The organism is Curtobacterium sp. Leaf154 (assembly GCF_001424595.1).
Lineage (GTDB): Bacteria > Actinomycetota > Actinomycetes > Actinomycetales > Microbacteriaceae > Curtobacterium > Curtobacterium poinsettiae.
Genome location: NZ_LMOS01000004.1, coordinates 228446 through 243525 on the forward strand (window position 1 = coordinate 228446; position 15080 = coordinate 243525).

Consider the following 15080-nt stretch of genomic DNA (forward strand, 5'->3'; position numbering starts at 1 on the left):
CCGGCTGTCGGACAGGACGAACACCATGACGAACCAACTGACCCGCCGCACGCTCTTCGCCGGCGGCGCCTCCGCCCTGGCCCTCGGTGCGCTCGCCGCCTGCTCGTCGCCCGGTCGGCGTACGACCAGCCGATCGGGTGCACGGACCGTGAGCTACTGGCTGTGGGACGCGAACCAGCAACCCGCCTACCAGGCCGTCGCCGACGCCTTCCACCGCGCGAACCCGGACATCACCGTGAAGATCACCCAGCTCGGGTGGAACGACTACTGGACCAAGCTCACCGCGGGGTTCATCGCCGGCACCGCGCCCGACGTCTTCACCGACCACCTGACGAAGTTCCCGCAGTACGCCGACCTCGACGTGCTCTACAAGCTCGACGAACTCGACGCGACCAAGGGCATCCGCGACGACGACTACCAGTCCGGGCTCGCCGAACTGTGGAAGGGCCAGGACGGCCACCGCTACGGCTCCCCGAAGGACTGGGACACCGTCGCGATGTTCTACGACAAGAAGGCGATGGCGAAGGCCGGGGTCTCCGCCGAGGAACTCGGGTCGCTCGAGTGGAACCCGGACGACGGCGGCACGTTCGAGCGGATGCTCGCCCGGCTGACGGTGGACTCCAAGGGCCGACGCGGCGACGAGGACGGCTTCGACAAGGACGACGTCGCCGTCTACGGCATCTCGTCGAACGGGTCGGGCGGCGACGGCTTCGGACAGACCCAGTGGTCGCCGTTCACCGGGTCGGTCGACTGGTTCTACACGAACGAGAACCCCTGGGGTGACAAGTTCCGCTACGACGAGCGGGTCGTGCAGGACACCCTCGCCTGGTACTACCGGCTGGCCGAGAAGGGCTACATGGCGAAGTACGGGGTGTTCTCCACCACGACCGGGCCCGAGGTCCAGCTCGGCGCTGGCAAGTGCGCGCTGTCGTTTAACGGCTCGTGGATGATCGGCTCGTACCTCGGCATGGACGACCTCGACGTCGCCGTCGCCCCGACCCCGATCGGTCCGGCGGGACACCGCGCGTCGATGTTCAACGGGCTCGGCGACTCGATCACGAAGCAGGCGAAGGACCCCGAGGCCGCGGCGAAGTGGGTGGCGTTCCTGGGCAGCGACGAGGCGCAGCGGATCGTCGGTCGGAGCGGGATCGTGTTCCCCGCTCGTCCCGCGGGCACCGAGGCCGCGGTGGCGTCGTTCCGGAAGCGCGGCCTGGACGTCTCGGCGTTCACCCGGCAGGTCGAGGAGGAAACGACGTTCCTGTTCCCGGTCACGAAGAACCCCGCCGACGTGCAGGCGTTGCTGCAGCCCGCCTTCGACGACGTCTACGCGAACGGCAAGCCGGTCTCGACGCTGACCGGGGTGAACGAGCAGGTGAACAACCTGCTCGCCCTCACCTGATCGCGCACGGTGCAGGCGGCCGCGGGCCTCCGGTTCGGCGGCGCGCACGGTGCGTGTGTGGTGACTGGGTGCGGGGTTGGTTGCGTGGTGCGGCGCTGTGAGCGCGCACGGTGCGGGCAAGCTCGCACCGGGTGGCGNGGCGCGCACGGTGCGTGTGTGGTGACTGGGTGCGGGGTTGGTTGCGTGGTGCGGCGCTGTGAGCGCGCACGGTGCGGGCAAGCTCGCACCGGGTGGCGGTGGGCGCACGGTGCGGTGGCCGGGAGGCGCGGTGCGGGCCGGCCACGGGCCTCCCGTCCGGCGGTGCGCACGGTGCGTGTGTGGTGACTGGGTGCGGGGTTGGTTGCGTGGTGCGGCGCTGTGAGCGCGCACGGTGCGGGCAAGCTCGCACCGGGTGGCGGTGGGCGCACGGTGCGGCGGCCGGGAGGCGCGGTGCGGGCCGGCCACGGGCCTCCCGTCCGGTGGTGCGCACGGTGCGTGTGTGGTGACTGGGTGCGGGGTTGGTGGCGTGGTGCGGCGCGGTAAGCGCGCACGGTGTGGGCAAGCTCGCACCGGGTGGCGAAGCCCGCACGGTGCGGTGGCCGGGTGGCCGGGCGGCGCGGCGCAGCCGACGGGTCAGAGGTCGTGCAGCTCGCGGTCGCGGAACCACTTCAGCAGCCAGGCCGCACTGGTCCGGTCGAACGAGCGCGGGAAGTCCATCGTCCCGGAGAGGAAGGGACTGAAGCCCGCTTCTGACCGGATGTCGGAGTCGTCGAGTGCTCGGTACGCCATCGACCAGCCGTCGAAGCGCCGGCGCTCGATGTCCTCGCGCACGAGCGACTTGACCTCACCGTGCCGCCGGTCCTTCGCGATCACGTCGTACCGGTCCTGCACGCTCCACGCCGGCCCCTCGAGCAGCTGCATGAACCGGCCGCCCTTGGCGAGCAGGAGCCCGGAGACCCCGAGCGCTTCGTTCCGCAGCCGGGACTCAGCGAGCAGCACCGCCATGGCCTGGTCGTTGAAGGGCACGACGGCACGACTCATGTAGACGATGGAGACGAGCACTCCTCCATACTGCTGGGTGGCAGGCCGTTGCGCGAAGTGGATGTCCGCAACGCGCCCCACGGATCGGCGCCGCGGATCAGCCCTGCGGCAGCTCGTGCGCGGTGACGTCCTCGTTGCGCTTCTTCCGCCAGGGTCGAGCCGGGGTGTTCGGGCCGTCCCACACCAGGATGGCGCCCCATGCCGCGGCGATCAGCGGCACCGAGATGATCGCGCCCGTGATGCCGGCGAGCACGGTGCCGGCGGTCAGGCCGATCAGGATGACGAGGCCGTGCAGCTTGAGGGTCCGCCCCATCAGGACGGGCTGCAGCAGGTTGCCCTCGAGCTGGTTCACCAGCACCACGATGCCGATCACGATGAGTGCCTGCACCGGGCCGAGCGCGACGAGCGCGACGAGGGCGGCGAGGATGCCGGCAGCGGTCGCACCGACGATCGGGATGAACGCCGTGATGAAGACGACGACGGCCAACGGCAGGGCCAGGGGCACGCCGAGGATCGCGATGCTGACCCCGATGCCGATCGCGTCCACCGCGGCGACGGTGGCGGTGCCGCGGACGTAGCCGCCGAGGGTCGAGACGACCCGGTCACCGACACGACGTGCACGGGCGTAGCGCTCACCGGTGAAGGGACGGAGCAGGAACTCCCAGATGCTCGGGCCGTCCTTCAGGAAGAAGAACAGCACGACGATCATCAGCACGAGCCCGGTCAGGAAGTTCGCGGTGGCCGACGCACCCGCCAGCGCACCGGAGCCGAACTGGGCGCTCGTGACGAAGTCGGACGCCGACGCGACCGCGTCGTCGATCTGCTTGTCGGAGATCGAGAACGGCAGGTTCTTCGCGAACTCCTGCAGCTGCTGGAAGCCGTCGACCGCCGACTTCTGCAGCTGCGACCACTGGTTCTCGACCGCGACGACGATGAGCCAGCCGATCAGGCCCAGGATCGCGAGCACGCCGATCAGGACGGCGAGGGTGGCGAGCACCGACGGCACGCGGTGCTTGCGCAGCCACGACACGACCGGGTGCATCGCCGACGCGATGATGAGCGCGAGGAGCACGGGGATCGTGACGACGCTCAGGATGTTGCTCGCCCAGACGACCCCGGCGACGACCACCACGACGATGATCAGCTGCAGGCACCGGGTCGCGAAGTGCCCGGCGGAGTCGGACCATGCGGCCTGGACCCTGGACGGCGGGGCTGGGGTGGTCGGGCGCGGAGCGTCGCGGAAGAACGGCATGCGCCAGACGCTACCGACCAGCGGGCCGCCGCGCCGCTTCTGACGGGCAACGCGTCGAGGGCAGCACGTCCGCGCGCCTAGGATCGGGCGCATGGCGACCGTCCTCCTCGTCCGTCACGGACGCACCACCGCGAACGCCACCGGCGTCCTGGCCGGACGCACCGCCGGCGTGCGACTCGACGCCGTCGGGCGGACCCAGGCCGAGCGGACCGCGGAGCGCATCGCCGCGGTGCCCGTGGTCGCCGTGGTGTCGAGTCCGCTCGAGCGCTGCCGACAGACCGCCCGCGCGATCCTCGACCGGCAGCCCGGCCGGCAGCCCGGCCGCCAGCCCGACCGGCAGTCCGGCGCGTCCGATCTGCTGATCGAGCGCGCCATCACCGAGGCCGACTACGGGCAGTGGCAGGGCCGGAAGCTCGCCGACCTGGCGAAGGAGCCCCTCTGGCGCACGGTGCAGGCGAACCCCAGTGCCGTCGTGTTCCCCGGCGGCGAGTCCATGCAGACGATGCAGTCCCGTGCCGTCGCGGCCGTCCGGCGCATCGACGCCGAGGTCGAGGCGGAGCACGGACCCGGCGCGGTCTGGGTCGCGGTGAGCCACGGCGACATCATCAAGAGCGTCCTGGCCGACGCGTTCGGCATGCACCTGGACCTGTTCCAGCGCATCGGCGTCGGGCCGGCCTCGGTGTCGGTCGTGCGGTACGGCGAGCACCGCCCCGAGGTCGTCGCGACGAACACCGAGTCGGGCGACCTGTCCTGGCTGCGCACCGCCCCGGCTCCCAGCGGGGAGGCCGCGGTCGGCGGCGGCGCAGGACATCCGGAACCCGATGCGCACACCGGCACCGGGCGTCCGGCCCCCGACGCGCCCGGCTGACCTGCGCGACCCTGAACGGGCGGAGCCGAGCGCTCCTACAATGCGGGTATGCCCACCATCGTCCACGGCTTCGACTGGCCGGACCGCCTCGTCGTCGGCACCATCGGCCGTCCGGGTGAGCGCGCCTTCTACATCCAGGCCCGCTCCGGTCGACGCGTCACCAGCGTCGCGCTCGAGAAGGAGCAGACCTCCGTGCTCGCCGACAAGATCGACGAGCTCCTCGACGAGGTCGCGACCGTCGACGACAACCGCTTCAGCGTGCCGCCGTCCGTGCCCGCCGAACTCCGCGACCCGGAGCCCCTCGACCAGCCGGTCGAGGCCGAGTTCCGCGCCGGAGCGCTGAGCTTGGGCTTCGACCCGTCCACCGCCCAGGTCGTCATCGAGGCGTACCCGATCGACGACGAGGTCGAGATCGTGTCCGAGGAGAGCGAGGACGGCGTCGAGATCGAGGCCGTCGTGGAGATCCCCGAACCCGCCGAGCTGTTCCAGGTGAAGATCCCGGTCGGCACCGCCCGGGCATTCGTCGAGCGCACGCGTGAGGTCGTCGCCGCCGGTCGTCCGCCCGGCGACGCATGAGCGACGGATCGCTCTCCGTCCGGGCGCGCATCCGTGAGGCGTCCAACGCCACCTTCCTCGCCGACCTCGACGGCGCGACCGTCGTCTACAAGCCCGTCGAGGGCGAGCGCCCGCTGTGGGACTTCCCGGACGGCACGCTCGCCGGCCGCGAGATCGCCGCACACCTGGTCTCCGAGGCGTTCGGCTGGGGCGTCGTCCCGCCCACGTGGATGGGCGACGGTCCGTTCGGCCCCGGCATGGTGCAGCGCTGGCAGGACGTCGACCCCGAGCAGGACGCCGTCGACCTGGTGGCACCCGAACTCGCCGAGGCGGACGGTTCGCCCTGGCTGCCCGTGCTCGAGGCCATCGACGAGCGCGACCAGCCCGTCACGCTCGTGCACGAGGACTCCGAGGCCCTGCGCCGGATGGCCGTCTTCGACGTCGTCGTGAACAACGCCGACCGCAAGGGCGGGCACGTGCTCGCGATGCCCGACGGCCACCGCTTCGGCGTGGACCACGGGCTCACCTTCCACGTCGAGCACAAGCTCCGGACGGTCCTGTGGGGTTGGATCGGCGAGCCCCTCGGGCCGGACGAGCTCGAGGGCCTCGACCGCGTGTCCGAAGCCCTGCGCGGCGGGCTCGGCGACGAGCTCGCCGAGCACCTGACGGACGAGGAGATCGACACGCTCCGGGCGCGCTGCGCGGCCCTGCGCGCCGTCGGGATCTTCCCGCCGCCGCCGGGTCACGGCCCCGCCGTGCCCTGGCCGCTGTTCTAGACGCACCCAGGTACGGACTGGAGGCCCGTGGCGGTCTCGCCACGGGCCTCCCGGCTGTCCGTGGCTGGCTTCAGAGCCCCCAGTCGTCGCGGAAGAGCGCGCCGCCGGCCCCGCGACGCGAGCCGAGGTACGAGCCGACCACGGCGACCCCGAGGTCGTCGTTCTCCGGCGCCACGACGCTGCCGTCCACCCGCTTCGCCATCGCGTCGATGAACCGGGCGAGCCCCGGGTCCTCGCCGAGCCGGAAGAACGTCGTCTGGGCGCCGAGGCGTCCGGCGTTCTCGAGCTCCCGCACGGTCAACGCGATCGTCACCGGGTCGGGCGGGTAGTCGAACCAGACCTGCCCGTTCGGCTCGAGGTGCGAGGTCGGCTCGCCGTCGGTGACGATGAGGAGCACCGGTTGGGCCGTGGGGTGCTTGCGGAAGTGCCGGTTGGCGAGCAGCAGGGCGTGGTGCAGGTTCGTGCCCTTGTCCCACATCGCGTCGAGCCCGACGAGCTGTTCGACGTCCATCACCTCGGCCTCGCGACCGAAGGCGATGAGCTGCAGGTCGTCGCCGCGGAACCGGGTCGACACCAGGGTGTGGAGCGCCAGGGCCGTGCGCTTCATCGGGACCCAGCGGTCCTCCATCGCCATCGAGAACGACGTGTCGACGAGCAGCGCGACGCAGGCCTGGGTGCGGGCCTCGGTCTCCTGCACCTCGACGTCGTCGATGCTCAGGTGCACGCCGGCTCCCTGCCGACCGCTGGCCGCCGTCCGCACCACGGCGTTCGTAATCGTGCGGGGGATGTCCCACGGCTCGGTGTCGCCGAACGCCCACTGCCGTGACGCCCCTGACGGTTCGCCCGCGGCGCCCGAGCGACGGAGGTCCCTGGCGCCCTGGCGACCGGACATCCGCTGGGCGACGTCCTTGAGCAGGCTCTTGCCGAGCTGCCGCATCGCCTTCGGGGTCAGCCGGAGCTGCCCGTCGGCACCGCGGCGCATCGCCCCCGAGTTCCGGAGCGCCTGTTCGAGCCGCTGCAGGGTCTTCGCGTCGACCGCCGCTTCGTCGCCCAGCTGCCGGGACAGCGCGTCGAGGTCCAGGTCGTCGAGTTCCGAGCCGGGGCCGGACTGGGCGAGCTGGTCGGCGAGCGCGTCGAGGTCCGCGATGTCCTGGAACACCCCGGTGCCGTCGCCGAGCCCGAGGCCCTGCTCGCCGTCCATCCGCGCCGACCCGCCCCAGTCCTCGCCGGGCCGCAGGGACCGCAGGTTCCCGTCGAGCTGGGACAGCTGCCCCATCAGGTCCGGGGAGCCGAACGCCTGCTGGGCGAGGGAGTCGAGTTCGTCCCGCTGCTCCTGGGTCATCGAGTTCCGCATGCGCTGCGCCGCGGCCGCGCGGGCTGCCAGGTCGTCGAGCAGCTCGTCGACGTTCGCGGGGTCCGACGGGAAGTACTCGCCGTGCTGGTCCATGAAGTCGTCGAACTGCTGCCGGGTGTCCTCACCGCGGGCGTGCGCCTCGAGCAGGGCGTTGAGGTCCTGCATCATCGCGCTGACCGCGGCCCGGTCCTGTTCGGTGGCGCCCTCGAGCGCCTGCTTCATGCCGGCGAAGCGCTGGTCGAGCACCTCGCGGCCGAGCAGGTCCTTGATCTCGTCGTACTTCTGCCGGGCCTCGGGGCTCGTCCAGTCGTAGCCGCCGAGCTCCTGCACCGCGGCGGCGGGGGAGGGCGACAGGCTGTCGAGCTGCAGTTCGGCCAGCGCCCGGTCGCCGTCGTCGAGGTCGACGTTGCGGGCGAGTTCGCCGCGTTCGGCACGGAGCGCCTGGTCGAGCAGTTCGCGGACCTGCTGCAGGGTGCCGTCGAGGTTGTTCCGGCTCGTCAGTTCGCGGCGCCGCTCGGCCACCTGGCGGGCCAGGTCGTCGAGGCCGCGCTGCGTCCGCCCACCACGTCGCAGGAACTCCCGCATCGCGCGCTCGGGCGACGTGCCGCCCATCACGTCCTGCCCGATGGCGTCGAGCGCCTCGGCCAGGTCGACCGGGGCCGCGAGCGGGTCCGGCCCGTCGGTGTAGGCCCCGTAGCGGGTGTCGCGCGTCAGGCGTCGGTTCTGCCTAGCCATAGACGGCTTCGCCCCCGCCGGACTCCTTGCTGATGCGCCGGGCCAGGAACAGGCCCTCGAGGGCGAGCTCGATCGCGCCGGCGCGTTCGCCGTCGTTCGTGGCACCCATCCGGTCGCACACCTGGTCGTACAGGTCGGACTCGCCGATCGACGGCAGCCCCTCAAGGAACGCCCGGGCGCTGACCTGCTCGCCCGTGGTCACCATCGTGCCGCCGTCGAGCGCGTCCACGAGCACCGCGAAGTCGAGACCCCTGAACCGGGCGCGCACGGTCTCGGCGGTCGCGGTGCGGAGCAGGTGCTCGAGGACCTCGTCGGCCCGGTCCTCTTCGCCGTTCTCGAACTCGATCTTGCCGCCGAGGACGTCCACCGCGGTCTCGAGGTCGATCGGGCGGGCGACCGCCTCGTCCTCGCCCTGGCGTGCTGCGCGGTGCACGGCGGCGGCGGACACCGTCTCGGCACCCGCGATCGCGAACCGGGCGCTCACGCCGCTGCGCTGGTCGACGGCGCTCGACGAACGGAGCGCCCGGGTGAAGCGGGCGAGGATCTCGATCAGCGCGTCGGGCACCTCGGCCGTCAGCTGCGCCTCCTGCCGGATGACGGCGATCTCGTCGTCGAGCTCGATCGGGTAGTGCGTGCGGATCTCGGCGCCGAAGCGGTCCTTCAGCGGCGTGATGATCCGGCCGCGGTTCGTGTAGTCCTCGGGATTCGCACTCGCCACGACGAGCACGTCGAGCGGCAGCCGCAGCACGTAGCCGCGGATCTGGACGTCGCGCTCCTCCATCACGTTGAGCATCGCGACCTGGATGCGTTCGGCCAGGTCGGGCAGTTCGTTGATCGCGACGATGCCACGGTGGCCGCGCGGGACGAGCCCGAAGTGGATGGTCTCCGGGTCGCCCAGGCTGCGACCCTCGGCGACCTTCATCGGATCGACGTCGCCGATCAGGTCGGCGACGCTCGTGTCCGGCGTCGCGAGCTTCTCGACGTAGCGGTCGTCGCGGTGCCGCCAGCTGATCGGCAGGGCGTCACCGAGCTCGTCGGCACGACGGATGCTCGCCGTCGTGATCGGTTCGTACGGGTGCTCGCCGAGCTCGGAGCCGGTGATGACCGGCGTCCACTCGTCGAGCAGGCCCTGCAGGGTGCGGAGCAGGCGGGTCTTGCCCTGGCCGCGCTCGCCGAGCAGGACGACGTCGTGCCCGGCGATCAGGGCGCGTTCGAGCTGGGGGATGACGGTGGTCTCGAAGCCGTGCAGGCCGGGCCACGGATCGGTGCCCTGGCGCAGGGCGGTGAGCAGGTTGTCGCGGATCTCGGCGCGGACCGTCTTCTGGACGTGACCAGAGGTGCGGAGCTCGCCGACCGTGCGGATGTCAGGTCGGGTCACGTTCTGGACGTTACGCCTTGTCGGACGGGAGGCTCGTGGCGGGGCCCGCCACGGGCCTCCCGTCCGTCCGCTTGTGGGTTTCCATCGCACTTGCGATCATTGAGATCCCGGCGACGGAGCCGGATTCGAAGTAGGGGGATCCGGCTCCGCCCCCGGTTGCTCGTACCGCATCTGAACCACATCGGCGATCTCGGCGTACGGTCCCCTTTCGTGAGCAGCGCGAACGCAACCATCAAGAGCCTGGTGCCCGCCAGGATGGACCGCTTGCCGTGGACCCGGTTCCACTGGAGCGTCGTCGTCGGACTCGGCGTGTCCTGGATCCTCGACGGTCTCGAGATCCAGATCGTCTCGAACGCCGGGTTCCAGGCCGACCTGAACCTGTCGACGCAACAGGTGACGTTGCTCGGCACGATCTACCTGGTCGGGCAGGTCGTCGGCGCCCTGGTGTTCGGGCGGATGTCCGACCGGCTGGGCCGCCGCAAGCTGTTCATCCTGACGCTGGCCATCTACCTGATCGGTTCCGGCATCGCGGGCCTCGCGCAGGACTTCTGGTTCCTGGCGGCCTTCCGGTTCGTGGCGGGGTTGGGCATCGGTGGCGAGTACGCGGCGATCAACTCCGCGATCGACGAACTCATCCCCGCGAAGTACCGCGGGCACGTCGACATCGCCATCAACGGCACGTACTGGGGTGGCGCGGCACTCGGCGCCTTCGCGAACATCTACCTGCTCGACACGTCGTACTTCGCCGAGGACATCGGCTGGCGCATCGGGTTCTTCCTCGGCCCGGTGCTCGGCATCGCGATCATCTTCCTGCGCCGGCACATCCCGGAGAGTCCGCGGTGGCTGATGACGCACGGACGTCAGGAAGAAGCCGAGGCCACCGTCTCCCGCATCGAGGCGTCGGTGGAGCAGGCGACCGGCAAACCGCTGCCCGAGGTCGACCAGTCGAAGGCGATGACCGTCACACCGACCGACCGCGTCGGGTTCCTGACCATCGCGCGCGTGCTGCTGAAGCAGTACCCGACGCGGACGCTCGTCGGCGCGACGATGATGATCACGCAGGCGTTCCTGTACAACGCGATCTTCTTCACCTACGCGCTCGTGCTGACGAACTTCTTCGGCCTGAAGACAGCGGAGACGGCGGTGTACTTCTTCCCGTTCGCGATCGGCAACCTGCTCGGGCCGATCATCCTCGGGCGCTTCTTCGACACCTGGGGTCGTCGCCAGATGATCTTCCTGACGTACCTGGTGTCCGGGCTCGTGCTCGCCACGTCGGCGTTCCTGTTCCGGGCCGACGCGATCTCGGCCACGGTGCAGGTCGCGTTCTGGTGCGTCTCGTTCTTCTTCGCCTCGGCCGGTGCGTCGAGTGCGTACCTGACGGTCAGCGAGATCTTCCCGCTCGAGCTGCGGTCGCAGGCCATCTCGTACTTCTTCGCGCTGGCGCAGATCTTCGGTGCGGTCGCCCCGGCCATCTACGGTGCCTTCATCGGGGACGGGTCGTCGCGGGAGCCGCTGTTCTGGGGGTACCTGCTCGGATCCGCGGTGATGATCGGCGGCGGCGTGGTGGCCCTGATCTTCGGGGTCGACGCCGCGCGGAAGGGGCTGGAGGACGTCACCCAACCGCTCTCGGTGCTCACCGGGGATGCGAAGTCCGACCGGAAGTGAGCACGGTGGCGGCAGCCTGACATTCTGTATGCAGAGTGTTTAGCGCCGCCGCCGCAGCGCTGTCACTGTGCTTGCATGGCACTCCTCCACAGTCCGACACCGGCGACGATCATCCACGACAGCGGCCGCCCGCTCCCCGGGGGCTTCGCCCGTGCGTGACCCTGGGGTGATGGAGCACACCCCGATGCGCGCCGCGGCCGGCGACCTCGATCCCCACGGCCTGCGCCGCAGCCTGCTGCGCGACGCGGTGTTCCTGCGCCTGCTCGACAACGTCCTGCGGGGCGAGTACCGCCGTGGGCAGCGGCTGCGGCTCGACACCCTGGCATCGGACATGCGGGTGTCGCGGACGCCTGTGCGCGAAGCCCTCGTGACCCTCGAATCGCTCCAGCTGGCGACCGTCCAGCGGTACGTCGGGGTCGTGATCTCGCACTGGTCGGTCGACCAGATGACCGAGCGCCTCCGGATCGCGCAGACCATGCTCGCCGATCCTCCGTCGAGCGCCGTCGGCTACCAGGACCGGTTCGACAAGGCGTGGCTCCGCGAGTGCTGGACCGAGGCCGGTGCCTTCGTCGAGCTCGGGTCCTGGTACCTGCGGCGCCGCGGATCGTCGGTGAGCGGCGACTGGTTGCTGTCGCAGCGCATCGTGCTCGACATGTTCTTCACCGATGACGTCGCCCTGGCGAACGGGATCGACGCCGTGGTCGACCGGCGCCGACGGGTCGAGATCGTGGAGCGAGCGGTGGACGCCGCCGGCCGAGATGCCCTCGACGACTGCGCCGCCGCACTCCTCGAACTCTCGACCGCCCTGATCGCCCTGCCGGACCGCTTCCGGGTGGTGGTGTCGGCCTGACGCGGCGTCGGCTGCGGATCCGTTCAGGTCCGTGCCGACCGCCGCGGATCCGCTGGTCGCGATGCCGTTCACCGAGCATCGCCGGTGTCCCTCGCACCGGATCGTCAGGAAACGTCGTGGCAGCCTTGACCGGTTGCCGTCCCCGGCGTGTCCACCGACGACAGGAGTGCCCGTGAACGACGTCCGCGACCGATCCCACCGCTTGAACCGAGCGTCCGGGATCGCACGGCACGGACGTCTCCGGCGCTCGAGCCCCCTCGCGACCGTGGCCAAGACGGTCTCCGCTGTCGTCGCGGTGGCGCTCGTGAGCTCGGTCTCGGTCACGGCGATCGCGGCGAAGCAGGTCACGGACGACCTCGGTGACGGGGTGGAGATCCAGGGCCAGCCCGCGCCGCAGGCGAAGGGTGGTCCCAAGCCCCTCAGCGCCTTCAAGGGCGGGTTCAACATGCTCGTCGTCGGCACCGACAACGACCCCGACCAGAGTGCTGCGTTCGGGGAGCGCGACGCGACCCTCAACGACGTCAACATCCTGCTGCACGTCTCAGCGGACCACACCAACGCCACCGCGGTGAGCATCCCGCGTGACCTCGTCACACCGATCCCGGCCTGCAAGAAGACCGACGGCACGGGCACCGCCCCGGCGATGGCGGCGCAGCCGATCAACACCTCGTTCGGCGAGGGCGGCCTGAACTGCGTGACCCAGACCGTGTCGGGCCTGACCGGGCTCGACATCCAGTACTCGGCGGCGGTGTCGTTCAAGGGCGTCATCGAGATGTCGAACGCGATCGGCGGCGTGCCGGTCTGCGTCGCCCAGCCGATCACCGACTCGTACACCGGGCTGAACCTGCCCGCCGGCACCTCGACGCTGCAGGGTGACGATGCCCTGGCGTTCCTGCGCACCCGGCACAGCGTGGGCGATGGGTCGGACCTCGCCCGGATCTCGAGCCAGCAGGTGTTCCTGTCGTCGCTGCTCCGAACCGTGAAGTCGAACGACACCCTCGGTTCGCCCGCCCGCCTGTACAAGCTGGCCCGGGCGGCGGCGTCGAACATGCAGCTGTCCCAGAGTCTGAACGACATCGGGACGATGGTGCAGATGGGCCTGGCGCTGCGGGACCTGCCGCTGGCGCAGGTGAACTTCGTGCAGTACCCGGGCACCACGGGCGGCACCGGGGTCTACGCCGGCAAGGTCCAGCCGACGACGTACCTGGCCGACCAGCTGTTCGCGAAGATCAAGGCCGACCAGTCGTTCTCGCTCGGGGCGGACAGCACGGGCATCGGGTCCGAGACGAACCCGACGCAGACGGGTCCGACGCAGCCGACCGCTGCACCGTCGTCCCCGGCCGCTGCGCCGAAGCCCGCGACCCCCGCGCCCCCGGCAGCACCGTCGTCCGCTGCGCCCCGCACCCCCTCGGCGACGCCCGAGACCATCGACGGACTCGAGGGCCAGTCCGCCGATCAGCAGACCTGCTCCAAGGCGTTCGGGTACTGAGGCGCGGCTGGCCCTCGCTGGCCCCGAGTCTCGGTCGGGCGGACTCTTTGCGGCCTTCAACGCCCGTGGAATGTCCGTGGGGACGAGTCTCGGCTCGGTAGCTGCCTGCCCCCGAGCGCAGGAACGGGGGCGCGGTGGTGCGCCGCGCCCCCGGGGAAGTCGCTCCCCGTCGGGCACCACGCGATCGGGCGCGCCGGGCCCGCGCGGAGAACGACGTCGGGTGCTGTGTCGCGACGACGGGGGCGAACCCCGGAACGTGATTGCCGCGTCCCGACGATGCTATGCAGTGGGGTACGCCCCGACAACCCCGATGTGTCCCCACTTCGGGGGACCGCGCTATCCGGCCCGAGCCACGCGCGGGCGTGCGTCGGGTCGAGAGTGGCGCGGTCCTCCTGTATGGTGGTCGGAGCGCTCGCGAGAGTGCTTGGAGACGTCGCATAGTCCGGCCGAGTGCACCACCCTGCTAAGGTGGAGTCCCCTTTGAGGGGACCGAGGGTTCAAATCCCTCCGTCTCCGCACTGTACGAACAGCATGACGAAACCCCGGTCCGATCGGACCGGGGTTTCGTCGTTCCCGGGCGCCTCGCACGGCGGTCGACCCCGCCGGAACCAGGTTCCGCGGCTCGAGCGCGATCAGGCGCGCGGCGGCCCCGTCGTCGACCGCACCACGAGCGTCGGTGGCACGAGCGTCCGGATGGGACCCGCCGGGGCTCCCGCAGCCGCGCCGATCCGCTCCACCAACCGCGCAGCCGCCAGGCGCCCGACCTCGTCGTTGTGCGGGTCGACCGTCGTCAGGCGCAGCAGGGGTGACGCGGCGAGCGGGGTCTCGTCGTTGCCGATCACCGAGACGTCCTGCGGCACGCGGAGTCCGGCTTCCTGCACGGCGGCGATCGCACCCATCGCCATGACGTCGTTCGCGGCGAACACCGCGGTCAGGTCGGGGTGCTCCCGGAGTGCGAGCCGCGTGCCCTCGTAGCCGGTGGCTTCCGAGGTGGGGCCGGAGCCGGAGACCAGCGGCTCGATGCCGGACGCGACCAGCTGTGCGACGGTGGCGTCCCGGCGGAGCGCAGCCGGGCCTCCCGAGCCGGTGACGTGGACGATGCGGCGGTGACCCAGCCCGATCAGGTGATCCGCTGCCAGCCGTCCGCCGGCGGCTTCGTCGGATGCGACCACGTCGAGTCCGCCTGGGACGTCCTCACGCGCACCGGCGACCACGACCGGGGTGTCCGCGGGGACGACGACGTCGGGGAAGCCCTCGGCGGCGAGCACCACGCCGTCGACCCGCAGGGAGACCAGGTCGTCGAAGGGCGAGGAACCGAGGTGGGCGTTGGCGCGGGTGTCGGCGAGGGTGAGGCGGAGTCCGTGCGGGGCGAGGGCCTCGCGGATGCCGTCGAGCATCGGGACGTACCAGGGGTTCCGGAAGTCGTCGACGATGACGCCGATGGTGCGGGTCCGGGTGCCGGCGAGGATCGCGGCGGCGCGGTTCGGGCGGTAGCCGAGCTCCGCGACGGCGGCGAGCACCGCGGAGCGGCGGGCGGGGGAGACCCCGGGGTCGTCGCGCAGCACCATCGACACCAGGGACTTCGAGACGCCCGCGCGTGCGGCGACGTCGATGATCGTCGGCGGGCGAGGGGTCACGCTGAGCCTTTCCGGCACGGTGCTTGACAGGACATGGGCTGGTGCGGCTACAGTCTACCGAAACGTTCTGGAACGTTCCAGAATCGGATCCAGCGACCTTCT

Annotated in this window: 12 protein-coding genes and 1 tRNA gene; 8 read left to right on the forward strand and 5 right to left on the reverse strand. The window is 71.1% G+C overall.

All coding sequences use genetic code 11. From position 1 onward, the window contains the following. The first annotated feature begins 25 nt into the window (after window positions 1-25). A complete protein-coding gene (locus ASF75_RS07595; RefSeq protein ID WP_056071014.1) occupies window positions 26-1399 on the forward strand; it encodes an ABC transporter substrate-binding protein in 1374 nt (457 codons plus the stop codon). 612 nt (window positions 1400-2011) lie between these two features. On the opposite strand, the gene ASF75_RS07600 is transcribed toward ASF75_RS07595, so the two are convergent. Beyond that, a complete protein-coding gene (locus tag ASF75_RS07600) occupies window positions 2012-2440 on the reverse strand; it encodes a BLUF domain-containing protein (protein ID WP_056070253.1) in 429 nt (142 codons plus the stop codon). A 76-nt stretch (window positions 2441-2516) separates the two neighbouring features. Then, window positions 2517-3671 carry an AI-2E family transporter gene (locus tag ASF75_RS07605; RefSeq protein ID WP_056070256.1) on the reverse strand — a complete coding sequence of 385 codons (1155 nt, stop codon included), beginning with the start codon at window positions 3669-3671 and terminating at the stop codon, window positions 2517-2519. A gap of 91 nt (window positions 3672-3762) precedes the next feature. Between ASF75_RS07605 and ASF75_RS07610 the strand changes: the two genes are divergently transcribed. From ASF75_RS07610 to ASF75_RS07620, 3 genes are read left to right on the forward strand one after another with little or no spacing between them, the layout of a single operon-like run. Then, window positions 3763-4539, forward strand: coding sequence for an MSMEG_4193 family putative phosphomutase (locus ASF75_RS07610; protein WP_056070259.1), 777 nt, complete (start codon window positions 3763-3765; stop codon window positions 4537-4539). 48 nt (window positions 4540-4587) lie between these two features. Next, window positions 4588-5115, forward strand: coding sequence for a DUF3090 domain-containing protein (locus ASF75_RS07615; RefSeq protein WP_017888309.1), 528 nt, complete (start codon window positions 4588-4590; stop codon window positions 5113-5115). Next, window positions 5112-5870, forward strand: coding sequence for an SCO1664 family protein (locus tag ASF75_RS07620; protein ID WP_056070262.1), 759 nt, complete (start codon window positions 5112-5114; stop codon window positions 5868-5870). The genes ASF75_RS07615 and ASF75_RS07620 overlap by 4 nt, the downstream gene beginning before the upstream one ends. 70 nt (window positions 5871-5940) lie before the next feature. On the opposite strand, the gene ASF75_RS07625 is transcribed toward ASF75_RS07620, so the two are convergent. Continuing rightward, entirely contained in the window at window positions 5941-7959 is a 2019-nt protein-coding gene (locus ASF75_RS07625) for a vWA domain-containing protein (RefSeq protein ID WP_056070265.1), read from the reverse strand. Continuing rightward, window positions 7952-9337, reverse strand: coding sequence for an AAA family ATPase (locus ASF75_RS07630; protein ID WP_017888312.1), 1386 nt, complete (start codon window positions 9335-9337; stop codon window positions 7952-7954). The genes ASF75_RS07625 and ASF75_RS07630 overlap by 8 nt, the downstream gene beginning before the upstream one ends. 210 nt (window positions 9338-9547) lie before the next feature. On the opposite strand from ASF75_RS07630, the gene ASF75_RS07635 reads away from it, so the two are divergent. The 4 genes from ASF75_RS07635 (at window position 9548) to ASF75_RS07650 (ending at window position 13857) form a co-directional block, all read left to right on the forward strand. Beyond that, the gene (locus tag ASF75_RS07635; RefSeq protein WP_040420052.1) at window positions 9548-11002 is read left to right on the forward strand and encodes an MFS transporter; all 1455 of its coding nucleotides are present in this window, start codon (window positions 9548-9550) and stop codon (window positions 11000-11002) included. A gap of 169 nt (window positions 11003-11171) precedes the next feature. Continuing rightward, entirely contained in the window at window positions 11172-11852 is a 681-nt protein-coding gene (locus ASF75_RS07640; protein ID WP_056070268.1) for a GntR family transcriptional regulator, read from the forward strand. 265 nt (window positions 11853-12117) lie between these two features. Then, window positions 12118-13341: an LCP family protein gene (locus ASF75_RS07645; protein ID WP_235517577.1), complete on the forward strand. Its 1224-nt coding sequence runs from the start codon at window positions 12118-12120 to the stop codon at window positions 13339-13341. Between the two features lie 426 nt (window positions 13342-13767). Beyond that, window positions 13768-13857 (forward strand) — tRNA-Ser (locus ASF75_RS07650). Between the two features lie 116 nt (window positions 13858-13973). Here ASF75_RS07650 and ASF75_RS07655 read toward each other — a convergent pair. Then, a complete protein-coding gene (locus ASF75_RS07655; protein ID WP_017888335.1) occupies window positions 13974-14978 on the reverse strand; it encodes a LacI family DNA-binding transcriptional regulator in 1005 nt (334 codons plus the stop codon). Window positions 14979-15080: the final 102 nt, after the last annotated feature.